A 22,739-nucleotide genomic window follows, 5' to 3' on the forward strand; every position below is an offset into this window, starting at 1 on the left:
AACCGTCAGGCGTCGGGGCAAAGGTGGTCCGGCAGGGGCTACCAGCCATCTCAGTCCCAAGACCTCCGTCTGCACCTCAAGCTTCCTTGGACTGCTCTGGCGGGGTCCGGAATGCGCGAGATGCGCGGCCGGCGCAGCGGTAGTTCGGAGCCATGCCCGACTTCCGAAAAGACAGCGCCGCCCCGCGGCCGACACACCTGAACGCCGGCAACATCCTGTTCCTGGCCTCAGCCGCCGCCGTGGCGACCTCGACCAGCTACACGGTTCAGCCGGAGATTCGCGTCATTGCGGCAGACTTGAGTGCGTCGCTCTCCACCACCAGCGCCGCTGCGGGCCTGCCAATCCTTGGCTACATGTTGGGGTTGGCCCTGCTGGTCCCGCTTGTTGATCGCGTCCGGGCCTACGTCTTGGTGCCCGCACAGCTTGTGGCCCTCGCCGGGGCGCTGCTCCTGACGTCGGTCGCGAATACCGTGATCGTCTTCGGAACGGGCCTCTTCCTGTCCGGAGTCTGCGCCAGCACCGGGGCGCAAATGAGCACGCTTGCGGCGAAGCACTCGCCACCCGACCGCCAGGGCCGCGCCCTGGGCTGTGTCACGGCAGGCATATCCGCGGGAATCCTCTTTGGCCGAATGATCGGCGGCGGCCTTACCGACCTTGTGGGGTGGCGCGCCATGCTTCTCCTGGTCGCGGTGGCCTGCGTGCTCTGCGCCGTGGTCGGCCGGGCGGTACTTCCCCGGCACATCGAACGCCAGTCGGGGTCGTGGCTGTCCGGGCTTCTGTCTGCGCCTCGGCTGTTGCGCACCCATCCGGACCTCTTGGTCACGTCAGCGGCCGGGGCGCTCTGGTTTTTCGCCTTCAGTCTCGTCTGGGTTGGCGTCTCTCTGGCGCTCTCCCTACCCCCTCATGGGTTGTCCCCGACGATGGTCGGGCTCTACTCGCTCGCGGGGGCCGCCGGGATGGCCGTGACGCCGTTGGCTGGCCGTTTGGCGGACCGCTTCGGCGCCCGCCCGATCGTATTGGGCGGTCTTGCGCTGGCGCTTGCCTGCACCTTGGCAATGACGCCAGCGCTGGGTCTCGCGCCCCTGTTGCTCATCGCTCTGGCGCTGTTCGACGCCGGACTCTTCGGTGCGCAGGTTGCCAATCAAAGCCGCGTGCTGAACATCGACCCCCTGCGGCCCGCGCAATTGAACAGCACCTACATGGTCATCTACTTCGTGGGGGGGAGCCTCGGCGCCGCAGCCGGCGGACCCATCGTGTCGTCACTCGGATGGCCGACGGCAGCGGGCGTCGCCGCCGCGGCGATCCTCATCGCGCTCGTGCTCTATATCCCGCGGCGACGCTTGCCCCTTGCGAGATCCGCGGAGGCGGGCGCGCCTGCGGTCGGTGAATGAGCCGCCTGAGGAGGGCTCGAGTCCTTGCCAAGTGGGCAAAGGCTCGGTCCGAATTGCGCCGCAGGCGTGTTTCGGGGTCACGTCAGAAGAGGACGCACCCCCGCCCACCAAACCTTGCTTTCCGCGCCACCTCATGTTCCTTTTTCGTTCATGCCCGCCCCGCCCGACATGGCCGAACGGCATGCGCGCGTCCTGGCTCGGTTGACCGAGCTGGGGCTGGCGCTGGCTGAGCAGACGTTCGAGGACGCGCAAGGCGCCGAGACGCCGGCCGAGCGGATGGAGGCGGTGAAGGCGTTCCACACCGTCTCGCGCTCGGTGCGCCAGTGCGTGGCGCTGGAGGCGCGGCTGGTCCGCCAGCAGGCGCAGGACGCGCGCGAGGCCGAGCGGGCGCTGGCGGCCGCGCCGCCGCGCAAGCCGGGCGGCGCCGAACTCTCCCGGCGTATCTCGGCGGTGCGCGACGCCGTCACCCGCGTCATCTGGCACGAGGTCGAGGACGACGAGTCCGCCGCCTGGCTGGAGGAGATGCTGGACGAGGGCATCGCCTCCGATTGCGTGCGTGACGACTTCTGCGCCGAGCCGCTGGACGATCACATCGCCCGCCTCTGCCAGGAAATGGGCCTTTCGGAAGACGCCGCACTCAATTGGCGCGACCTGCCCGACCCGCCCGCGCCGCCCCCTGTCCCCGACGAGGACAACCACGACGATCCGCCGGACGACACGGCCTCGCCACCGGCCGACGCCCCGCCGGAGCCCCCACCGCAGAACTCGGGCTGACGACGCCGGGCCCCGGCGCGTCAGCGCCCGAAAGACCTCACCGCAGAAAACGCAGAATGACGCGGAAGCGGGCCGTGCCTGCTGCGCCTTCGGCGTCATTCTGCGTTTTCTGCGGTTTCAACGAGAGCGCCTGCGGCGCGCGGGGCTCCGGCCGTTCAGGCCTCCTCGCCCGCGCTCACCTCGGCCAGCACCTCATCCGTGTGCTCGCCCAGCTTGGGTGGGTGGCGGCGGATGTTGGAGGGGGTCTTGGAGAACTTCACCGGCGGCTTCATCAGGCGATAGGCGCCCAGGTCCGGATGCTCGTACCCCTCGAAGAAATCGACCGCCTTCAGGTGCGGGTCGTCCGGCAACTCGTCCAGGGTGTTGGTCTTCACCACCGGGATCGACAGGGGCTTCAGGATATCCAGCCACTCCTGGGTCGTCTTGGTGGCCGCCGCCTTCTCGATGAGGCCGTAGAGTTCCTGGATGTGCTTGGCCCGGGTCCCGTAGTCGGCGAACCGCGGATCGGACTGGATCAGGTCGCCATAGCCGGCCGCCTGGAAGAACATGTCCCACTGCTTGTCGGTGTAGGGCAGCAGGCCGATGTAGCCGTCCTTGGTCCTGTACGGCTTGCGGTTCGGGTTGATCACCCGCTGATACCCCCACTGGCCGGTCGGCGGCTGGAAGGTGTGGTCGTAGAGGTGCTCCACCAGCAGGAAGCTGGTCACGCACTCGAACATCGGGACCTCGACGAACTGGCCCTCGCCCGTCCGCTCCCGGTGCAGCAGGGCGGCCGTGACCGCCTGGGAGAGGAACAGGCCCGAGACCTTGTCCGCGACCAGGGTCGGCAGGATGCGCGGCGTCGGCTGCCCGTCCGTGCGGCCCAGGATGTCGGCGCAGCCCGAGGCGGACTGGATCAGGTCGTCATAGGCCGGCTCACCGGCATAGGGCCCGTCCGAGCCGTAGCCGGCCGCGTGGACGAAAACGATGTCCGGCTTTATCGCGGCCACCTCCTCGTAGGAGAGGCCCAGCCGCTTCATGCCCTCGTAGCGGACCGAGGAGGCCAGCACGTCGCACGACTTGATCAGCCGGCGCATGGCGCGCTTGCCGGCCTCGGACTTCATGTCCACCAGCACCGAGCGCTTGTTGCGGTTGATGGTCAGGAAGATCGGCCCCATGCCCCGGGGCGCGCCCTCGGGCAGGTGGCCCGCCCAGCGCATGATGTCGCCGCCGTCGCCGCGGCCCGAGCCGGGGTCCTCCACCTTGATCACGTCCGCGCCCTGGTCGGCCAGGATCTGGGTGCCGTAGGCGCCGTTGACCACGCTGGTCAGGTCCAGGATGCGGATGCCGGCCAGCGGCCCGGTCGGCTTGGAGCCCATGGTCTTGGCGGTCATGCGTTCCCTCTACGTGTGTTCCAGCCGGTCGATCATGGCCTGGAGCTCGGCCACGATCGCCTGTTGTTTCTCTTCCAGCCGTGCGACCCGGCCGGCCACGCCCACCGCGGCCACCCGCCCGAACGGGCCCTTGGGCAGGGCCGCGCCGATGATGCCGAGGCCCGGCGAGATGCTGTTCTTCGAGAAGGCGTAGCCCCGGGCGCGGACCTCGTTGACCCGAGCCATCAGCTCCTCGCGCGACTGCATGGCGCCGTCGCCGGACACGTTGATCCGCCGGCGCAGCCGCTCGATCTCGGCGTCCTTCTTGGCGGACAGCAGGACCAGGCCCATCCCCGAGCGCGCCAGCGGGCGCAGCGTGCCCGGCGGGGCGCGGAACTGCAGCGGTTCGGCCGAATGTATGACGTGGACATACTGGGCATGCAGGTCGCTCTGCACCGCCAGCACCACCGTCTCGTCCACCTTGCGGTGGAGGTCCTCCAGCGCGGACAGCAACGGGCCTTCGCCGAACAGGGCCGCCGGCACCCAGCTTCCCAGCACCGCGATCCGCATGGTCGGGAAATAGGTCCGCCGCTCGCGGTCGTAGTCCAGGTAGCCGAGGGCCACGAGCGACTTCATCAGGGCCGAACCGCTGGAGGTGGGGTAGCCCAGCTCCTCCAGGATTTCCTTCAAGGCCAGGGGACGGCGCTGGCGCGCGAAGACTTCCAGGATCTCCAGCGCCCGCTGCGCAGACTTCACCGCTCCTTCGGCCACAGAAGCCCCTTGGTCCAGATACGAGGCAATTCGATCCACATATATGGAAATTCGATCCACATATGGGCGATTGTCTATAGAGCTAGTATCCCTTCGCCGAGGCCTGTTCAATGGCCCGAAAACAGGACCGAAGGGGAGGCGCCATGCATTTCGAGCTCTCGGAAGAGCACCGGATGCTCAAGGACCTGGTGCAGAAGTTCGTTCGCGACGAGCTCATGCCCCTGGAGGCCGCCGTCATGGCCCGCGAGGCCGAGGGCAAGGGCCTCTACCTGCCCCCCGAGGACCAGCAGCGGCTGGACGCCAAGGCCCATGAGCTGGGCCTGTTCGGCCTGGACGCGCCGGAGGACGTGGGCGGGTCCGACCTGCCGATGCTGGCGATGGTCGGCGTGGAGGAGGAGATCGGGCGCTGCGTTACGCCCTACACCCTGCCGCCGGACAGCCCGAACCTGCGGATGCTGATGGCCACGGTGAACGACCGGCAGCGCGAGGCCTACCTGGCCCCCTACGTGGCCGGTAAGACCGTGTCCGCCATCGGTATTTCCGAGCCTGGGGCGGGATCCGACCCCGCCGCCATGACCACCTCGGCGGTCCGCGACGGCGACGACTGGGTGATTAACGGCCGGAAGATCTGGATCACGCGGGCTCAGGACGCCGACTTCACGATCCTGATGGCCGTCACCGACAAGGCGAAGGGCGCCCGCGGCGGGATGAGCGCCTTCCTGGTCGACAAGGGCACGCCCGGCTTCAACGTCCTGCGGCGCATCCCGATGGTGGGGGGGCAGTACACCTACGAGATCGCCCTGGAGGACTGCCGGGTCGAGGGCTGGAAACTGCTGGGTCAGGAGGGGGCCGGGTTCGCACCCATGCAGGTGCGCCTGGGCACCCGGCGGATCCAGATGGCGGCCTGGTCCATCGGCATGGCCCAGCGGGCGCTGGACATGGTCATCGAGTACGCCCCCCAGCGGAAGACCTTCGGCATGCCGCTCTCGGAGCGCCAGGCGATCCAGTTCTGGGTGGCCGAGGCGGCGACCAAGATCCATGCGGCGCGGCTGATGACCTACGACTGCGCCTGGAAGCTGGACAGCGGGCGTGACGTCCGCTCCGAGATCAGCATGATCAAGTGGTACGCCACCGAAATGGCCTATGAGACGGTCGACCGGGCCATGCAGGCCTTCGGCGCCATGGGTATGACCAAGGAACTACCGCTTCAGCTCATGCAGGCGAAGCTGCGCACCATGCGAATCTATGACGGCCCTACCGAGGTGCATAAGTGGGTGGTGGCCAGGAACCTGTTGGGGACGAGACGATGAAGACGACTTTCGGCGACCACGTGAAGGTCGCGCTGGACGGGCATGTGGCGGTGGTCACGCTGGACCGGCCGCCGCACAATTTCGTCTCGGTGGAGTTCATGGCCGACCTGGCCGACGCCATGGAGGCGGCCGATGCGTCGAACGACGTCCGCGCCATCGTGCTGCAGAGCGAGGGCAGGACCTTCTCGGGCGGCGCCGACTTCGCCTCGCCCACCGACAAGGTCGCCAGCAGCATGGAGGGGGTGAACGCCCTCTACGACCAAGCCGTGCGGCTGTTCTCGGTCCAGAAGCCGATCGTGGCGGCGGTCCAGGGCTCGGCCGTGGGCGCGGGCCTGGGCCTGGCGCTGGTGGCCGATTTCCGGATCGCGGCCCCCGAGGCGCGGTTCGCCGCCAACTTCGTGAAGCTGTCGTTCCACCCCGGCTTCGGCCTGACGCACACCCTGCCCCGGCTGGTCGGCCAGCAGCGCGCGGCGCTGATGTTCCTCACCGGGCGGCGGATCAAGGCGGAGGAGGGCCTCGCCTGGGGTCTGGTCGACGAGGTGGTCCCGATGGCCGAGCTGCGCGACGCGGCTCTGCGGCTCGCCCGCGAAATCGCCGAGAACGCGCCGCTGGCGGTGCTGGCGACCCGCAAGACCCTCCGGGCTGGCCTGGCCGCCGCGGTGAAGGCGCAGACCGGCGTCGAGCACGAGGAGCAGGCGCTGCTCCGGGCGACCGAGGACTTCGCCGAGGGCGTCCGGTCGGTCGCCGAGCGGCGTCCCGGGAACTTCGTGGGGCGGTGACGATGCGCGCCGCCCTGGCCGCCCTGGCGCTCGGCCTCGCGGCGGCTCCGCCCGCGGGGGCCCAGGCGCTGGTCGATCCGGGCGGTCGCCCCACGGTGCAGCTGCGCACGCGGCCCGAGGCGGCGGGCGACGTCTATCGCTACCGCAGCGAGACGCGGTTCGTGCAGAAGGACGACCAGGGCGGGCAGACCCAGAGCAACACCCTGACCTTCGACCTGGAGGTGCTCGGCGAGGCGTCCGACGGCCAGCGCCTGCGCTACACCCTGCGCGAGGGACGGCTGGAGGACAGCGGCGGCGCCTCGATGAGCGCGGCGATGGACGCGGCGGTGGGCGGCAGCCTCGACTTCCGTATCCAGCATGGCCGCATCGTCGCGGTGGAGAACTGGCCCGAATACAGGACCCGGCTGCTGGCCCGGGTGGACGCCGCCCTGCCCGCCGCCGACCCGGTGCGGGCGCTGATCCACGAGCGCATGGCGAACCCACCCCTCGCGGCGGCGCAGGAGATGGTGCTGGGCGACGTGATCATCCTCGCCATGATGGAGCCGCAAGGCGCCCTGCCGCTCGGCCTGACCGCCCTGGCCGACCCGACCGCGTCGAAGGCCACGCTGGACGTCCGCGTCGCCCGGCCGGGCTGCGTCGTCGGCCTGGAGCGCCAGACCAACCGCGAGGCGGCGGGCGTCGTGCGCGCCACGGTCAGCAAGGCCGAGCTGGCGATCGGCGACGGCCGGGTCCTCACCTTGGAGGAGCGGCGGGTGACCCGCGCGCCGGGCGGCTCCCAGGAGGAGACCGTGGCGATCCGGCGCCTGGGCGCGCCCCCCGCCTGCTGACCGAAGCCTCAGCCCTGGGCGAATCGCTCGCCCGCCGCCCGCTCGCACTCCGCGGCCAGTTCCTTGAACAGCAGCGACAGGATCACGAGCGCCCGGCCCTCGACGTCAGGCGCCTCCGCGCCGGGATGCCAGTCGACAGCGATGTCGAAGGCCAGCTCCGGGATCAGGGCGTTGCGACCCAGCACGCTGACAACGGCGGCGCCGGGATCGCCGGGCTTGGCCCGGGCGGCCACGATCCAGCGGAGCTGTTCCGGCGTCGCGCTCACAGCCGCTCCATCTGCTCGAGTTCGCGCGCCGCGCCGACGATGGCGGGATAGGGGTGGAGCACGAGGTAGGTCGGGATCGCGGCCACATAATCAGACAGGCGACCCTTGTCCTCGAACCGGGTGCGGAACGCCCCCGACGCCAGCCGCTCGGCGATGCGCGGGGCGATGCCGCCCGAGATGAACACACCGCCCCGGGCGCCGAAGGTCAGGGCCAGGTCGCCGGCTACCTCGCCGAGGATGCCGCCGAAGCGGTCCAGCGCCTCCCCGGCCAGCGGGTCCCCCACCAGGCCTTCCCTGGTCACCGCCATCTCGTCCGGCAGCACCGCGGCCTGACCGCGCAGGTCGGCGAGGGCCACGTAGAGATCGTAGAGACCCTGGCCCGACAGCAGCCGCTCGATGGAGACGCGCTCGTACTTGGCCATCAGGCGCTTCAGCACCTCGACCTCGACCTCGTCCGACGGCGCGAAGCCCGCGTGCCCGCCCTCGGTGGCGATCGCCACGTCGCCGCGCTGGCTGCGCACCAGGGCCGCGACGCCGAAGCCGGTGCCCGCGCCCAGGGCGACGATCGGGCAGTCGTGAGGGCCCTTCGGCAGCGCCGGTCCCAGCGGACGCAGGTCCTGGCCCTCCAGAAGCGGGCAGGCCAGGGCCTGGGCCGCGAAGTCGTTGATCAGTTCGACCGCTTCGAACCCGAAGTGCGCCAGGAGGTCGCCCTCCGAGACCCGCCAGTCGAGATTGGTGAACTCGATCTCGCCGTCCAGCACCGGGCCCGCCACCGCGATCACCGCCCGCGGCGGCAGCTTTCGGCCCACGGTGGTCTCGATGTACTCGCCGACGATGGCGTCGAGGCTGGGATAGTCCTTGCACGGAAAGCTGCGGGGATTGCGGATGTGGCCCTGCCCGTCCACCAGGGCGAAGCGGGCGTTGGTGCCGCCGACGTCGCCCACCAGCCCGACCCAATGACCCTTCATCAGGCGGCCTCGAAGAGCGCGCAGGCGCCGGTGTCCGCCGGACCCGCCGCACGGCGCATCCAGCCGAACAGCTCGCGTCCGTAGCCGTGGCCGGCGGGGGGACAGACCGCCCGCTCGCGGCGCATCAGCTCGGCCGGGTCGACCTTGATTTCCAGCGTCCCGGCCTCGGCGTCGAGGCGGATGACGTCGCCATCGCGGACATAGGCCAGGGGGCCGCCCACCGCCGCCTCGGGCGTGACGTGGATGGCCGCCGGGACCTTGCCGCTGGCGCCCGACATGCGGCCGTCGGTGACCAGCGCGACCTGGAACCCACGATCGAGCTGTACGCCGAGCGGCGGGGTGAGGGAGTGCAACTCGGGCATGCCATTCGCCTGGGGCCCCTGGAAGCGGACCACGGCGACGAAGTCCCGGTTCAGCTCGCCGCGCTTGTGGGCGGCCAGGAGATCGTCCTGATCTTCGAAGACCAGGGCGGGCGCCTCGACGATGCGGTGCTGCGGTTTCACGGCGGAGGTCTTGATCACGCCCCGGCCGAGGCCGCCGGTGAGGACGCGCAGGCCGCCTTCGGCCTCGAACGGGTCGTCGGCAGGGCGCAGGATGTCGCGGTTCAGGCTGGCCGCCGGACCTTCGCGCCAGACCAGCTTGCCGTCGTCCAGGAACGGCTCCTGCTGGTAGCGGCGCAGCCCCGCGCCGGCGACCGTACGAACGTCGTCGTGGACCAGGCCGTGGTCCAGCAGGGTGCGGGTGACGAAGGCCATACCACCGGCCGCGTGGAAGGCGTTCACGTCCTCGGACCCGTTGGGATAGACCCGGGCCAGTAGCGGCGTGACCCGCGACAGGTCGTGGAAGTCCTCCCAGGCGATCTGGATGCCGGCGGCGCGGCCCATGGCCAGGATGTGCAGGGTGTGGTTGGTCGAGCCGCCGGTGGCGAGCAGGCCGGCGATCGCATTCACCAGGCTCTTGGCGTCGATCACGGCGGAGAAGGGCGTGTAGTCGTTGCCGCCGTCGCGGATTTCCACCGCCCGCTTCGGGGCCGCCGCGGTCAGGGCGTCGCGCAGGGGCGTGTTCGGGCTGATGAACGCCGCGCCGGGCAGGTGCAGGCCGGTCATCTCCATCATCATCTGGTTGGAATTCGCTGTGCCGTAGAACGTGCAGGTGCCCGGGCCGTGGTAACTCTTCATCTCGCTGTCGAGCAGCTCCTCGCGGGTCGCCTTGCCCTCGGCGTAGAGGCCGCGGACCCGGGCCTTCTCGGAGTTGGAGATCCCCGAGGTCATCGGCCCGCCGGGCACGAAGATGGTGGGCAGGTGTCCGAAGGCGGCGGCGCCGATGAACAGGCCCGGCACGATCTTGTCGCAGATGCCCAGCATCAGCGTCGCGTCGAAGGCGTCGTGCGTCAGGGCCACGGCCGTCGACATGGCGATCACGTCGCGGCTGAACAGCGACAGCTCCATGCCCGGCCGGCCCTGGGTGACGCCGTCGCACATGGCGGGGACGCCGCCGGCGAACTGGGCGGTCGCCTTCACCTCGTGGGCGGCCTTGCGGATGATGGCGGGGAACCGCTCGTACGGCTGGTGGGCCGAGAGCATGTCGTTGTAGGCCGAGACGATGGCCACGTTCGGCGCGGCGGGATCGCGCATGCGCAGCTTGTCGCCGTCGGGCGAGGCGGCGAAGGCATGGGCCCAGTTGGCGCAGGACAGCTTGCCGCGGCCGGGACCGGCGTGGCGGGCGGCCTCCATCCGCTCCAGATAGTCGGCGCGGCTGGCGCGGCTGCGCTCCACGATCCGTCGGGTGACCTCGGCGGTGACAGGATGCATGGGTTTCAACCTCGGTCCGGGGTCCAGAAGATGCGGATGGGCGCCTTGGCTTGCGAGATCAGGCGTCCGACGGGCAGGTCTTCACCCGCCAGAGCGCGCCCGATCACCCCGCGCTTAGCCTCACCCGCGATCAAGAGGAAGATGGCGCGTGCGTTCGCCAGGGCCGACAGGGTGAGCGTGACCCGGGCGACTGGGGGCTTGCCCAGCCCCTCCGGCACGCGGCGCAGCAGTTCCGGTGTGGTCAGGCCATCTTCCAACCCCGGGTCGCCCGGGATCAGAGACGCGATGTGCCCGTCCTCGCCCATGCCCAGCATGAGGGCGTCGAAGGGCTGCAGCGCAGCCAGGGCGGCCGGCTCGGGCTCCGGCCACAGCGGCAGCAGGTGCGCCTTGGCCGCTGCCCCCCTCAACAGACGCTCGCGCACGAGGCGGGCGTTCGAAGCGGGGTCGTCGGGCGCCACGCAGCGCTCGTCCGACAGGGTCACAATCACGCGCGTCCAGTCCAGCGAGGCCGCGGCGAGGCGATCGTAGACCGGGCCAGGAGAGCGGCCGCCCGTCGCCACCAGGCCCGCACGGCCATGGGTGCGCAGGGCCGCGGCCAACTGGGCATGCACGGCGTGGGCGGCGGCGTCCGCCAGAACGGCTCCGTTGGAATAGGTCTCGATCATGCCTGCTTCCATAACGCGCCGCGCGCGTCCGCGGCGCCCATCGATCGCAGCATTTCGTCCGCGCAATGGAACCTGACCGGGTCGACCTGCGTCCTACCACCGGATGTCAGGCGCCGTCTGCGGATGCGGGTGGCGCGAAGGAAAACGTGCCGTGCGCATCGCCCAGGTCGCTCCCCTCTACGAAGCCGTGCCGCCCAAGTTGTACGGCGGGACCGAACGCGTCGTCGCGCACCTGACCGACGCCCTGGTGGGCCTCGGCCACGACGTCACGCTTTTCAGCAGCGCCGACGCCCAGACCCTCGCGACGCTGGCGCCGGTGCGGGACCAGGCCATCCGGCTGGACCCTGCGCCCCTCAAGTCCGACCTCGCGGCCCACCTGACCCAACTCTACGAGGTGCGGCGCCGGGCCGCCGAGTTCGACGTGATCCACTTCCACACCGACATGATCCAGTTTCCGATGTTCGAGGACATGGCCGAGCGGACCATCACCACCCTGCACGGCCGTCTAGACCTGAAGGACCTGCCCGAAGTCTATCGCCGCTGGCCGCAGTTTCCCCTGGTGTCGATCAGCGACGACCAGCGGCGGCCCCTGCCCTTCGGGAACTGGGCCGCGACCGTGCATCACGGCATGTCGACCGAGCTCTACCGCTTCAGCCCGCGCGGCCAGGGCTATCTCGCCTTCCTGGGCCGCATCTCGCCCGAGAAGCGCCCCGACCGGGCCATCGCGATCGCCACCGCCGCCGGACGCTCCTTGCGGATCGCGGCCAAGGTCGACAACGCCGACCGGAGCTATTTCGACGCGACGATCGAGCCCCTGCTGCACAATCCGCTGGTCCGTTTCGTCGGCGAGATCGGCGACACGGAGAAGTCGGCATTTCTCGGCGGAGCCGACGCCCTGCTGTTCCCGATCGACTGGCCGGAACCCTTCGGCCTGGTGATGATCGAAGCCATGGCGTGCGGAACGCCGGTCATCGCGTGGGAAAACGGGTCCGTCCCCGAAGTCGTGGAGGATGGTGTGACGGGCTTCATCGTCCGATCCGAGGCCGAGGCCCGCGACGCGGTCTTCCGGCTTCCGGAACTTGACCGGCGCGCAATTCGGGCGCGCTTTGAGGAACGGTTCTCGGCGGTGGCCATGGCTCGCCGCTATCTGGAGATCTACCAGCGCCTCCCCCAGAGCGCGCCTCTCACGGAGGCGGCCTGAACGCCGGATAGCGGCAGGAGCAGACGATGAACGACATGGCGCCGGCCCCTGAAGCGCCGGTCGAATGGGGCGAGATCGAGGAACCGCGCGTTCCGCAGCGCCTCTATGCGCTCAAGGACCGCGACACCTTCATCGTCGCAGACAGCCACGGCGACATCGCCGGGGCGGCCGATGGCCTGTTCCACCACGACACCCGCATCCTGTCGCGATGGGAGGTCACGCTTGGCGACCGCTCGCCCACCCTGCTGTCGGGGGCCGTGAGCCAGGACAACGTCTATTTCACCTCGCACGGCCTGAACCGCGCGATCCCTGCCCCCGCAGGCCCCGCCGGTCCCCCGGGGGTGGTGCACATCGAGCGTAAGCGGTTCCTGTGGCACGAGCGGCTTTACGAACGGATCCGGCTGACTAACTACAGTCCCAACCCAATGAGCCTGCCGCTGGTCCTGCGCTTCGCCGCGGACTTCCGCGACATGTTCGAGGTGCGCGGGGCGCGGCGGCGGGCGCGGGGGCGGCTGTTCCCGCCCGAGATCGGCGAGCGCTGCGTACGCTTCCGCTACGAGGGCCTGGACCGGGTGGCGCGCGCCAGCGTGGTGTCGCTGTCCGACACTCCAGATTCCCTCACGGCGGGCGAGGCGCACTTCGACATCTCGCTCGAGACCGACGAATGCCGGGACATCTATGTGGAGGTGGGAGCCGGCGAGGCCGACCCGCCGTCGCGCAACCGCTTCCGCGCCGCGGCCGCCCGGGCGCGCTTCGCCATGCGCGAGCGCCGACGCCAGGGCGCGCGGATCTCCACCAATGGCCGGCTGTTCAACGCCTGGATCGACAAGTCGCGAGCCGACCTGGCCCTCCTGGCGACGCCGATGAAGACGGGGCCCTACCCCTACGCGGGCATCCCCTGGTTCTCCACCTGCTTCGGGCGCGACGGCATCGTCACCGCCTGGCAGATCCTGTGGTTCGAGCCACGCCTGGCCAAGGGCGTCCTGTCGTATCTGGCCGAGTGGCAGGCGACGGAGACCTCGGCGTTCCGCGATTCCGAGCCCGGCAAGATCATGCACGAGACCCGGCGCGGCGAGATGTCGGCCCTCGGCGAGGTGCCGTTCGGCCGCTACTACGGCGGTGTCGACACCACGCCCCTGTTCGTGGCCCTTGCCGGCGCTTACGCGGAACGTACGGGGGACTACGCCCAGCTCGATCGCTGGTGGCCCGCGCTGGAGCGCGCGGCCGGCTGGATCACCATGATGGCGGACAAGCATCCCCTGGGGCTGATCTCCTATGCCCGGGCGATGGATGGCGGCCTGACCAACCAGGGCTGGAAGGATTCCGGCGATTCCATCTTCCACGCCGACGGGCGTTTCCCGCAGGGGCCGGTCGCCCTCGTCGAGGTGCAGGGCTATGCCTACGCCGCCTACCGGACCATGGCGGCCCTGACGGCCCGGCGCGGCGATTCCGACGCCGCCGAGCGCTGGGGCGGGCGGGCCGCGGCGCTGCGCAAGGTGGTCGAAGACCGCTTCTGGATGCCGGAGCACGGCTTCTACGGCATCGCCCTGGACGGCCACAACGAGCTCTGCCGGGTGGTGTCGTCCAACCCCGGACACCTGCTGTTCACGGGACTGCCGCGCGCGGATCGGGCGGAGAAGGTCGCGCGGCAGCTGTTCTCCAGCGACCTCTTCTCCGGCTGGGGCTTGAGAACCCTAGCCATCGAGCAGCAGCGCTTCAACCCGATGTCCTATCACAACGGCTCGGTCTGGCCGCACGACACGGCCCTGGCCGCCCTGGGCCTCTCCTACTACGGCGAGCGGGCGGGCGTGGTGAAGCTGACCGGCGCGATGTTCGAAGCGGCCACCCAGCTGGACATGCGCCTGCCGGAGCTGTTCTGCGGCTTTCCGCGCGCGGCGGGCGAGCCTCCCGTGGCCTATCCGGTGGCCTGCCTTCCCCAGGCGTGGGCGGCGGGGTCGGTCTTCATGCTGTTGCAGGCGTGCCTGGGCCTGTCGATCAGCGGAGAAGGCGCCGAGGTGGAAATCCGCGATCCGCACCTGCCCGTCGGCATCGATCGCCTGGCCGTCACCGACCTGCAGGTGGCGGACGGCGGCATCGACCTGACGTTCGAGCGCCAGGATGGGCGCATCGCCGTGCACTCGAACAGCCGCGGACCGCGGCTGCGCGTGCGGTATAGCTGAGGCGGGAGCAAAAGCGGCCCCAGCTGCGTTTCAGTGTCGACCAGCAGACGGAGGGGCCTGCTTGCGGACCGTGCGTATCGTCAGGAGGAATGGGTCTTGAGCCAGAACCTGGACCTGTTCCCGATCGGCAACTGCACGGCCAGCGCCCTGATCGACAGGGCCGGACGCTATGTCTGGGCCTGCGCGCCGCGGGTGGACGGCGACCCGTTCTTTTCGGCCCTGCTGGGGGGGAAGGACCCGGGCGCCCCCGACGCCTGCGGCCTGTGGTCGATCGAGGTGGAGGGCGCTGTCGAGACGGTGCAGGGCTACCTGCGCAACACGGCCATCCTGCGCACCGAGATTCGCAACGCCGACGGCGCGGCGGTGGAGATCATCGACTTTTCACCCCGCTACCGGCACCTCGGCCGCCAGTACCGGCCGCTGGCCTTCGTGCGCATCGTCCGCCCCCTGCGCGGGACGCCCCGCGTCCGGATCCGCCTTCGGCCGATGATGAACTATGGGGAGCGGCCGTGCTACACGACGGCCGGGTCCAACCACATCCGCTACGTGGGCGCGGAGGTGACGCTCAGGCTCACCACCGACGCCCCGGTCAGCCACATCATCGCCGAACGGGCCTTCCGCCTGGAGGAGCCGATCGGCCTCTTCCTCGGCCCCGACGAGGGGCTGGACGCCGAGGTCTCGACCACCGCCGCGCGGATGCTGCGCGAGACGACCGACTACTGGCGCGGCTGGGTGCGGACACTCACGGTGCCGCTGGAGTGGCAGGAGGCGGTGATCCGCGCAGCCATCACCCTGAAGCTGTGCGCCTACGAGGAGACCGGCGCCATCGTCGCCGCCCTCACCACCTCGCTACCGGAGCACAACGCCGCGCCGGGAGCGGGGCGCAATTGGGACTACCGATACTGCTGGCTGCGCGACGCCTACTACGTCGTCCAGGCGCTGAACCGGCTGGGCGCCGCCGACATGCTGGAGAACTACCTGGTCTACCTGCGCAACCTGGTGGACCAGGCGAGCCGCGGCGACATGAACCCCAGCGGGGCGCCGGCGGCGCAGCCTGAGCTACCGGGCATGGCCTATGCGGGAACCCCGAACGGCAAGGCCGGCCATGTGCAGCCGGTTTATGGCGTCGGCCTGGAGCCGGTGCTCACCGAATGGATCGCCCCGCACCTGCCCGGCTATCGTGGGATCGGCCCGGTGCGGGTGGGGAACCAGGCGCACGAGCATCTGCAGCACGACGTCTACGGTCAGATCGTGCTCTCCACCGTCCAGGCCTTCTTCGACGAACGGCTGCTGCGGCCGGCCAACGTCGACGACTTCCGCGCTCTGGAGCCCATCGGCGAGCGCGCCTTCGAACTGCACGACAAGCCCGACGCCAGCCTCTGGGAATTCCGCGGCCGCGAGGCGGTGCACACCTATTCGTCGGTGATGTGCTGGGCGGCCTGCGACCGGCTGGGCAACGCGGCGGCGAAGCTGGGCCTGGCGGACCGCGCCGACTACTGGAACGGCCGCGCCGCGCAGGTCCGCGAAACCATCGAGCGGCGCGCCTGGAACGAGGCCGAGGGGCGCTTCGCCGCCACCTTCGAAGGCGATGGGCTGGACGCCAGTCTGCTCCAGATGGTGGACGTGCGGTTCCTGCCCGCGGACGACCCGCGCATGCAGGCGACGATGGCGGCGGTCGAACACGGGCTGCGGCGGGGACCTTACATGCTGCGCTATGCCATCCCCGACGACTTCGGACTGCCGGAGACCGCGTTCAACTTCTGCACCTTCTGGCTGATCGAGGCGCTGCACCTGTCAGGCCGCACCGACGAGGCCCGGACGCTGTTCGAGGAGATGCTCGGCCGCCGCACGGCCGCCGGCCTCCTGTCCGAGGACATCACCCTCGACGGGCGGGAGCTTTGGGGCAACTACCCGCAGACCTACTCCCTGGTCGGCCTGATCAACTGCGCCAACCTGCTGTCGAAGAGCTGGCAGTCGATCCGCTAACGGGCTCAGTCCGACCAGTCGCGGCCGAAGCGTTCGATGAGGGCGAAGGCGCCGGAGGGGCCCCAGCTGCCGGCGGCGTAAGGCTTTGGCGACTGGCCGGCTTCGGCCCAGGCGTCGGCGACGCCGTCGACCCAGCGCCAGGCTTCCTCCACCTCGTCGCGGCGGACGAACAGGGTGGCGTCGCCCTGGATTACGTCCAGCAGCAAGCGCTCGTAGGCGATCCGCCGCCGCCCGCCTGCGCCCTCGTAGGTGCGCAGCAGCGACAGCGACAGGGGCAGGGACTGCAGCCGCATGCCACCCTTGCTGAGGCCCGGCGCCTTGTTCATCAGGCTGAGCTTGATGTCCTCGTCGGGTTGCAGATCGATCACCAGGCGGTTCGGCGCCAGGTCCTGGGTGGAGGCGCTGCCGAAGATGGAGTGCGGCACCGGCTTGAACTGGATGGCGATCTGGGTTCGCTTCTCGGGCATCCGCTTGCCGGTGCGCAGGAAGAACGGCACCCCCGCCCAGCGCCAGTTGTCGATGTCGGCGCGCAGGGCCACGAAGGTTTCGGTGCCCGTCTTCTGGCCCCGCTCGGCCTCATAGCCGTCGGCGGACTTCCCGCCGACGACGCCGGGCGTGTACTGGCCGCGCACCGATTTTTCCTGGACGTCCTGACGGGTGAACCGGCGCAAGGATCGCAGGACCTTCACCTTCTCGTTCCGGACGGAGTCTGGCTCCATGTCGGCCGGGGGCTCCATGGCCACCAGGCAGAGAAGCTGCAGCATGTGGTTCTGCAGCATGTCCCTCAGGGCGCCGTACTCGTCATAGTAGGGCCAGCGCGTCCCGACGCCCTCGGTCTCGGCCACGGTGATCTGCACGTGGTCGATGGTCAGGTTGTTCCAGAGCGGCTCGAACAGGGTGTTGGCGAAGCGCAGGGCCAGCAGGTTCTGGACCGTCTCCTTGCCCAGGTAGTGGTCGATGCGGAAGATCTGGTTCTCGTCGAACACCACCCCCAGCGAGGTGTTGATGTGACGCGAAGTCTCGAGATCGCGGCCGATCGGCTTTTCCAGGACGATGCGCGTATCGTCGGTGGCGATCCCTGCGGCGGCCAGGGCGACGCAGACCTTCTCGTAAAGGCTGGGCGAGATGGCCAGGTAGAAGAACGGCCGCTTGGCGCCTTCCAGCGCCGGCTTCAGCTTGGCCGCGCCCTCGGCCGTGGTGGCGTCGGCGCCGACGTAGTCCAGCCGCTCCGAGAACCGCTTCCAGACCGTCTCGTCCAGGCCTTCCGGGCGCTCCGACAGGTTGGCGTGGGTCTGCTCCAGGAACGCCTCGCGGCTGAGTTCGGCGCGGGCGGTGGCCACGATCCGGAAGCCGTTCGGAAGGAAGCCGTCGGCGTCGAGGAAATAGAGCGACGCCAGCAGCATCCTTCGCGCGAGGTCGCCGGTTGCTCCGAACAGCACGATCGCGTCAGCCTGCGGCGTTGCGGGCATGGGGCCTCCTTGTCGAGCGCCGGAGACCACCGCGCGTCACGGTCCGGGTCAAGGGCCCGCGGCCCCGCCCGTTCACATTTGTGCGCTGCAGGATCGAAACGGCGTCAGCGGCGTTTGCATCTGTGGGTGGAGCGATATGTCGATTGATACCCTTACCGTGAACTTGCCTGCGCCGACGCCTCTCCGACTGGAGGAGGCGGCGCTGTTCCTCGACCTTGACGGCACGCTGGCGCCTATCGCTGCGCGGCCGGAGGACGTGCGCCCCGATCCGCGCCGCACGCGCCTTCTGGAACGCCTGCAGGAGGGTTTGGGGGGGCGGCTGGCCGTGGTGAGCGGTCGCACCCTCGAAGATATCGACCGGATCCTGGAGGGGCGCATCGTCTGTGCCTCGGGAGTCCATGGCCTGGTGCGGCGCGACTGCGACGGCCGGCTCCACACGCCGGCGCCCCATCCCGCCATGGATCAGGCGATCGCCGCCCTGCGGAGGTTCGCCGCCCGCGACGCAGGCCTGCTCGTGGAGGACAAGGGGGCCAGCGTGGCCCTGCATTTCCGCCTCGCCCGCCACCATTCCCTCGCCGCTCGCGAGCTCGCACGTCGCATTGCGGCCGACACCGGCCTCACCCTACAGGAGGGCGACATGGTCGAGGAACTTCGCACCCCTGGGCCGTCCAAGGGCGATTCGATCCGCGACTTCATGGACACGCCCATCTTCCGCGGCGCCCATCCCGTCTTCGCTGGCGACGATGCAACGGACGAGCATGGCTTCGCGGAGGTCGCACGCCTGGGTGGCTTCGGCGTTCTGGTCGGTCCTCCGCGGCGCACGCACGCACGGTTCGGCCTGCGCAACGTCGAGGACGTGCTTGCCTGGCTGGAGGCGGCGCGATGACCCTGGCAGGCCACGGCTTCGCAGCGCTTACGCGGTCCTCTGAAGCCCCCGGACGGAGCGGCCGGGTATGAGCCGGCTAATCGTGGTGTCCAACCGGGTGAACCTCCCGTCCGGCGATGGCGAAGAGAGCGTGGGCGGCTTGGCTATGGCGCTCGCCGCCGCGCTGAAGGAGTATTCCGGCATCTGGTTCGGCTGGTCGGGAAAGACCACCGACACCTTCACCGGCGGGCTGAATATCGAGACGGTCGGCGGCGTGACGGCCGCGACCGTGGACCTCGAAGAGGTTGACCTCGACGAGTACTATAACGGCTACGCCAACAAGACCCTCTGGCCGCTGTTCCACTATCGAAACGACCTAGCAGCCTTCGATCGGGCCTTCGACAAGGGCTACACCCGCGTCAACGAACGGTTCGCCAGGACCCTCGCGCCGCTGATCGAGCCCGACGACATCATCTGGGTCCACGACTACCACCTGATCCCCCTGGCCAAGGAGCTGCGGGCCCTGGGGATCAAGAACCGGATCGGCTTCTTCCTGCACATCCCCTGGCCGGCCCACCAGGTGATGATCAACCTGCCGCGCCACCGCCAGCTGGTGGAAGCGATGTTCGACTACGATCTCGTGGGCTTCCAGACGGCCGAGTACCAGCAGGCGTTCGAGGAATATGTGCTCTCCGAGGCCGACGGCTCGATCCTGCGCCCAGGTTGCGTGAAGGGGTTCGGCCGCGTCCTGGAGGTCGGCGCGTTCCCGATCGGCATCGACGCCGAAGACTTCGCCCGGATGAAGAAGAGCGCGCGCGCCCGCCGGATGCGCGACCTGATGACCGCCTGCACCGTCTTCCGCCACCTGATCGTGGGCGTCGACCGGCTGGACTATTCGAAGGGGCTGGAAGAACGCTTCCTGGGCTTCGAGCAGTTCCTGCAGCGCAATCCGGACCTGCGCCGCGAGGTGCTGATGCTGCAGATCGCCCCGGTGAGCCGCGAGGCGGTCGAGGCCTATCAGGAGATCCGGGGCCGCCTCGACGGGCTGTCGGGCCGCATCAACGGCGAATTCGCCGATGTGGACTGGGCGCCGCTGCGGTGGGTGAACCGCAACTACCGTCGCGATGAGCTAGCCGGCATCTACGGCGCCGCCCGGGTGGGTCTGGTCACGCCGCTGCGCGATGGGATGAACTTGGTGGCCAAGGAGTATGTGGCAGCACAGAACCCGGAAGACCCTGGGGTCCTGATCCTGTCGCGGTTTGCCGGCGCTGCGCGACAGATGCCCGATGCGCTTCTGGTCAACCCCAACAGCCCGGAGGAAGTCGCCGACGCCCTGAAGCGCGCGCTGGCCATGGAGCGGCCAGAGCGGATCCGGCGGTGGACGAGCCTGTTCGAGTCCGTGGAGCGGGAGGACGTCGCCGCCTGGCGGGACGCCTTCGTCGAGGCGCTGATCGGCAACCCGGCCAAGGCGCGGCCCGCGCTGGTGATCTGAATGCCGGACAAGCTCGCCCGCTATCGCGCGATGCGGGACTTCTCGCAGACCGCCGAACCCGACAGCGCCGAGAAGACGAAGGCGTCGAAGCGCCTCCGCTTCGTCATCCAAAAGCACGCCGCGACCCGCCTGCACTACGACTTCCGCCTGGAGCTGGACGGGGTGTTTCTCTCCTGGGCGGTCACCCGGGGCCCGTCGCTGGATCCGGCCGACCGGCGCCTGGCGGTGCAGACCGAGGACCATCCGCTCGACTACGGGGATTTCGAGGGGACCATCCCCAAGGGCCAGTACGGCGGCGGCACGGTCATGTTGTGGGACCGCGGTTATTGGGAGCCCGAGGGCGATCCCAAGGCGATGCTCAAGAGCGGTGACCTGAAGTTCACGCTGGACGGCGAGCGGCTGAAGGGCTCCTGGGTCCTGGTGCGCATGAAGCGGCGCGCCGGCGAGAAGCGCGACAACTGGCTGCTGATCAAGCACCACGACGGCTGGTCGGTGGAGGCGGACGGCGGCGCTCTGGTCGATGAGGAAACCACCTCCATCGCCTCGGGGCGCGCCATGGAGGACATCGCCGCCGGCAAGGGCAAGGCGCCCAGCCGGTTCATGACGGGCAAGGGGCGGACGACGGCCAACGACGTCTGGCAATCCAACCGCGCCGAGGCCCAGGACAAGCCCTCCGCCCCGCTCAAGGCGGCGCCGGCGCCGAAGCTGAGGGCCGCCGCGCTGCCGGGCTTCGTGCCGCCGCAACTGGCAAAGTCCGTGGACCGCCCGCCGCCGGGTTCCGGCTGGGGGCACGAGATCAAGTTCGATGGCTATCGCCTGCAGTTGCGTGTGGAGAAGGGCAAGGCGACGCTGAAGACCCGCAAGGGCCTCGACTGGACCGAGAAGTTCCGCGCCATCGCCCGGGACGCCGCCGCCCTGCCCGACGGCCTCTACGATGGCGAGGCCTGCGCCCTTGACGCCCAGGGCTCACCCGACTTTCCCGCCCTGCAGGCTGCGCTGTCCGACGGAAAGACGGACGACCTGGTCTTCTTCGCCTTCGACGCCCTGTTCCTCGCCGGCGAAGACCTCCGCGAGCTTCCACTGAACGAGCGCAAGGCGCAGCTGGGAGCCGTGATCAAGGCCGCCGGCAAGGCGTTGGAGCGGCGGATCCGCTACGTCGACCACTTCGAGACAGCAGGCGACGCCGTCCTGCAGTCCGCCTGCCGGATGTCGCTGGAAGGCATCGTCTCCAAGCGCCTCGACGCGCCCTACCGCTCGGACCGCGGCGAGGTGTGGCTGAAGTCCAAATGCCGGGCAGGCCATGAGGTGGTGATCGGCGGCTGGACGGGCGAGCGGGGCCAGCTTCGCTCGCTGCTGGTGGGCGTAAATCGCGGCGACAAGCTCGTCTACGTCGGCCGGGTGGGCACGGGCTTCGGCCGTGACAAGGTGGGCCGCGTGCTGCCCCGGCTCGAGAAGGTTGAGGCGGACAAGAGCCCGTTCTCCGGGCCCGGCGCGCCGCGCAAGGAGGCCAACGTCCACTGGGCCCGTCCGGAGCTGGTGGCGGAAATCGAGTTCGCAGGCTTCACCGGGTCGGGCATGGTGCGCCAGGGCGCGTTCAAGGGCTTGCGGGAAGACAAGCCGGCGCGCGAGGTGGAGGCGGAGACGCCGGAGCCCGTGGACAAGGCCGAACTTGCCAGGCTGAAGCCCGCCGCCAAGGGCGCCGCCGCGGCCCGGGGGAGCAAGGCGGGGCCGCCCGTCGTGATGGGCGTCACCCTGTCCAGCCCGGACAAGGCCCTGTGGCCAGACGACGGCCAAGGCCAGCCCATCACCAAACTGGAGCTGGCCCAGTACCTGGAGGCGGTCGGCCCCTGGATGATGCAGCACATCAAGGGCCGTCCCTGCTCCATCATCCGCACGCCCGACGGAATCGGCGGCGAGCGGTTCTTCCAACGCCACCTGGGCAAGGGCGCATCGGCGCTGCTGACCGAGGTGAAGGTCTTCGGCGATCACCAGCCCTATCTGCAGGTGGACCGGATCGAGGCGCTGGCCGCCTTGGCTCAAATCTCCGCGGTCGAGTTCCATCCCTGGAACTGCCAGCCCAACCAGCCCGAAGTCCCCGGCCGGCTGGTCTTCGACCTCGATCCCGACGAGGGCATCCCCTTCGAGCGGGTGATCGAGGCGGCCCGGGAGGTGAAGGCGCGGCTGGACGCCCTCGGCCTCGAGTCCTTCTGCAAGACCACGGGCGGCAAGGGCCTGCACGTGGTCACGCCGCTGAAGGACGGGAAGGGCAAGACCGACTGGAAGACGGCCAAGGCGTTCGCCCAGGACGTCTGCCTCGCGATCGCCGCCGACGCCCCCGACCGCTATGTGGTCAATATGGCCAAGGCCAAGCGCGTGGGCCGGATCTTCCTCGACTATCTGCGCAACGACCGCATGTCGACGGCGGTGGCGCCGCTCTCACCCCGGGCGCGGCCGCTGGCTCCGGTGAGCTTTCCCCTGAACTGGACCCAGGTGAAGTCGGGGCTGGACCCCAAGGCCTGGACCATCCGCACGGCCCCCGCCGCCTTGAAGAAGACCAAGGCCTGGTCCGACTATTGCGACGCCGAGCGGCCGCTCGTCGACGCGATCCGGAAGCTGAAGAAAGGCTGAGCCG

The 22,739-nt window shown here is 69.8% G+C and carries 18 protein-coding genes; 11 read left to right on the forward strand and 7 right to left on the reverse strand.

Annotation, left to right across the window (positions count from 1 at the left end; translation table 11 throughout):
* Nucleotides 1-152 precede the first annotated feature (152 nt).
* Together A2790_RS20880 and A2790_RS20885 are read left to right on the forward strand one after the other, a co-directional pair.
* Complete coding sequence (locus tag A2790_RS20880) at nt 153-1,391, forward strand: MFS transporter (protein ID WP_293395907.1); 1,239 nt, start codon at nt 153-155, stop codon at nt 1,389-1,391.
* Between the two features lie 150 nt (nt 1,392-1,541).
* Entirely contained in the window at nt 1,542-2,165 is a 624-nt protein-coding gene (locus tag A2790_RS20885) for a hypothetical protein (RefSeq protein ID WP_293395909.1), read from the forward strand.
* Between the two features lie 155 nt (nt 2,166-2,320).
* Here the strand turns inward: A2790_RS20885 and A2790_RS20890 are convergent, their stop codons facing one another.
* Together A2790_RS20890 and A2790_RS20895 are read right to left on the reverse strand one after the other, a co-directional pair.
* The gene (locus A2790_RS20890) at nt 2,321-3,538 is read right to left on the reverse strand and encodes a CoA transferase (RefSeq protein ID WP_293395912.1); all 1,218 of its coding nucleotides are present in this window, start codon (nt 3,536-3,538) and stop codon (nt 2,321-2,323) included.
* Between the two features lie 9 nt (nt 3,539-3,547).
* Nucleotides 3,548-4,273, reverse strand: coding sequence for an IclR family transcriptional regulator (locus A2790_RS20895; protein ID WP_293395915.1), 726 nt, complete (start codon nt 4,271-4,273; stop codon nt 3,548-3,550).
* Between the two features lie 158 nt (nt 4,274-4,431).
* Here A2790_RS20895 and A2790_RS20900 point away from each other — a divergent pair, with 158 nt between their 5' ends.
* From A2790_RS20900 to A2790_RS20910, 3 genes are read left to right on the forward strand one after another with little or no spacing between them, the layout of a single operon-like run.
* Nucleotides 4,432-5,598 (forward strand): acyl-CoA dehydrogenase family protein, encoded by a 1,167-nt coding sequence (locus A2790_RS20900; protein ID WP_293395918.1) that lies wholly within the window; start codon nt 4,432-4,434, stop codon nt 5,596-5,598.
* On the forward strand, nt 5,595-6,377 hold the full coding sequence (locus A2790_RS20905; RefSeq protein ID WP_293395921.1) for an enoyl-CoA hydratase/isomerase family protein: 783 nt from the start codon (nt 5,595-5,597) through the stop codon (nt 6,375-6,377). Before A2790_RS20900 ends, A2790_RS20905 begins: the two co-directional genes overlap by 4 nt.
* Before the next feature lie 2 nt (nt 6,378-6,379).
* Nucleotides 6,380-7,204: a hypothetical protein gene (locus A2790_RS20910; RefSeq protein WP_293395924.1), complete on the forward strand. Its 825-nt coding sequence runs from the start codon at nt 6,380-6,382 to the stop codon at nt 7,202-7,204.
* 8 nt (nt 7,205-7,212) lie between these two features.
* Here the strand turns inward: A2790_RS20910 and A2790_RS20915 are convergent, their stop codons facing one another.
* Genes A2790_RS20915 through pgl form a run of 4 tightly spaced genes read right to left on the reverse strand, consistent with a single transcriptional unit; the run spans nt 7,213 to nt 10,914 of the window.
* Nucleotides 7,213-7,470, reverse strand: coding sequence for a hypothetical protein (locus tag A2790_RS20915; RefSeq protein WP_293395927.1), 258 nt, complete (start codon nt 7,468-7,470; stop codon nt 7,213-7,215).
* Complete coding sequence (gene glk, locus A2790_RS20920; protein ID WP_293395930.1) at nt 7,467-8,438, reverse strand: glucokinase; 972 nt, start codon at nt 8,436-8,438, stop codon at nt 7,467-7,469. Before glk ends, A2790_RS20915 begins: the two co-directional genes overlap by 4 nt.
* Entirely contained in the window at nt 8,438-10,249 is a 1,812-nt protein-coding gene (edd, locus tag A2790_RS20925; protein WP_293395933.1) for a phosphogluconate dehydratase, read from the reverse strand. Before edd ends, glk begins: the two co-directional genes overlap by 1 nt.
* Before the next feature lie 5 nt (nt 10,250-10,254).
* Nucleotides 10,255-10,914 (reverse strand): 6-phosphogluconolactonase, encoded by a 660-nt coding sequence (pgl, locus tag A2790_RS20930; protein WP_293395935.1) that lies wholly within the window; start codon nt 10,912-10,914, stop codon nt 10,255-10,257.
* Nucleotides 10,915-11,065: 151 nt separating this feature from the next.
* On the opposite strand from pgl, the gene A2790_RS20935 reads away from it, so the two are divergent.
* From A2790_RS20935 to A2790_RS20945, 3 genes are all read left to right on the forward strand, one after another.
* Nucleotides 11,066-12,115 (forward strand): glycosyltransferase family 4 protein, encoded by a 1,050-nt coding sequence (locus A2790_RS20935; protein WP_293395938.1) that lies wholly within the window; start codon nt 11,066-11,068, stop codon nt 12,113-12,115.
* 26 nt (nt 12,116-12,141) lie between these two features.
* A complete protein-coding gene (locus tag A2790_RS20940; RefSeq protein WP_293395941.1) occupies nt 12,142-14,295 on the forward strand; it encodes a glycogen debranching N-terminal domain-containing protein in 2,154 nt (717 codons plus the stop codon).
* Between the two features lie 96 nt (nt 14,296-14,391).
* On the forward strand, nt 14,392-16,281 hold the full coding sequence (locus tag A2790_RS20945; RefSeq protein WP_293395944.1) for a glycoside hydrolase family 15 protein: 1,890 nt from the start codon (nt 14,392-14,394) through the stop codon (nt 16,279-16,281).
* Nucleotides 16,282-16,286: 5 nt separating this feature from the next.
* On the opposite strand, the gene zwf is transcribed toward A2790_RS20945, so the two are convergent.
* A complete protein-coding gene (gene zwf / locus A2790_RS20950) occupies nt 16,287-17,750 on the reverse strand; it encodes a glucose-6-phosphate dehydrogenase (protein ID WP_293395947.1) in 1,464 nt (487 codons plus the stop codon).
* Between the two features lie 136 nt (nt 17,751-17,886).
* Here zwf and otsB point away from each other — a divergent pair, with 136 nt between their 5' ends.
* The 3 genes from otsB to ligD all read left to right on the forward strand — a co-directional run bounded on the left by otsB (nt 17,887) and on the right by ligD (nt 22,735).
* On the forward strand, nt 17,887-18,636 hold the full coding sequence (gene otsB, locus A2790_RS20955) for a trehalose-phosphatase (RefSeq protein ID WP_293395950.1): 750 nt from the start codon (nt 17,887-17,889) through the stop codon (nt 18,634-18,636).
* A 67-nt stretch (nt 18,637-18,703) separates the two neighbouring features.
* A complete protein-coding gene (locus A2790_RS20960) occupies nt 18,704-20,107 on the forward strand; it encodes a trehalose-6-phosphate synthase (RefSeq protein WP_293395953.1) in 1,404 nt (467 codons plus the stop codon).
* Nucleotides 20,108-22,735: a DNA ligase D gene (gene ligD / locus A2790_RS20965; protein ID WP_293395956.1), complete on the forward strand. Its 2,628-nt coding sequence runs from the start codon at nt 20,108-20,110 to the stop codon at nt 22,733-22,735.
* Nucleotides 22,736-22,739: the final 4 nt, after the last annotated feature.

Origin of the sequence: Phenylobacterium sp. RIFCSPHIGHO2_01_FULL_69_31 (genome assembly GCF_001824475.1) — a bacterium.
In the GTDB taxonomy this organism is placed as follows: Bacteria; Pseudomonadota; Alphaproteobacteria; order Caulobacterales; family Caulobacteraceae; genus Phenylobacterium.

Bases quoted from the DNA above. Each gene is read 5' to 3' on its own strand.
- A2790_RS20880 (WP_293395907.1), top strand. From the start codon at position 153: ATGCCCGACTTCCGAAAAGACAGCGCCGCCCCGCGGCCGACACACCTG.
- A2790_RS20885 (WP_293395909.1), top strand. From the start codon at position 1,542: ATGCCCGCCCCGCCCGACATGGCCGAACGGCATGCGCGCGTCCTGGCT.
- A2790_RS20890 (WP_293395912.1), bottom strand. From the start codon at position 3,538: ATGACCGCCAAGACCATGGGCTCCAAGCCGACCGGGCCGCTGGCCGGC.
- A2790_RS20900 (WP_293395918.1), top strand. From the start codon at position 4,432: ATGCATTTCGAGCTCTCGGAAGAGCACCGGATGCTCAAGGACCTGGTG.
- A2790_RS20905 (WP_293395921.1), top strand. From the start codon at position 5,595: ATGAAGACGACTTTCGGCGACCACGTGAAGGTCGCGCTGGACGGGCAT.
- A2790_RS20910 (WP_293395924.1), top strand. From the start codon at position 6,380: ATGCGCGCCGCCCTGGCCGCCCTGGCGCTCGGCCTCGCGGCGGCTCCG.
- glk (WP_293395930.1), bottom strand. From the start codon at position 8,438: ATGAAGGGTCATTGGGTCGGGCTGGTGGGCGACGTCGGCGGCACCAAC.
- edd (WP_293395933.1), bottom strand. From the start codon at position 10,249: ATGCATCCTGTCACCGCCGAGGTCACCCGACGGATCGTGGAGCGCAGC.
- pgl (WP_293395935.1), bottom strand. From the start codon at position 10,914: ATGATCGAGACCTATTCCAACGGAGCCGTTCTGGCGGACGCCGCCGCC.
- A2790_RS20940 (WP_293395941.1), top strand. From the start codon at position 12,142: ATGAACGACATGGCGCCGGCCCCTGAAGCGCCGGTCGAATGGGGCGAG.
- zwf (WP_293395947.1), bottom strand. From the start codon at position 17,750: ATGCCCGCAACGCCGCAGGCTGACGCGATCGTGCTGTTCGGAGCAACC.
- otsB (WP_293395950.1), top strand. From the start codon at position 17,887: ATGTCGATTGATACCCTTACCGTGAACTTGCCTGCGCCGACGCCTCTC.
- A2790_RS20960 (WP_293395953.1), top strand. From the start codon at position 18,704: ATGAGCCGGCTAATCGTGGTGTCCAACCGGGTGAACCTCCCGTCCGGC.
- ligD (WP_293395956.1), top strand. From the start codon at position 20,108: ATGCCGGACAAGCTCGCCCGCTATCGCGCGATGCGGGACTTCTCGCAG.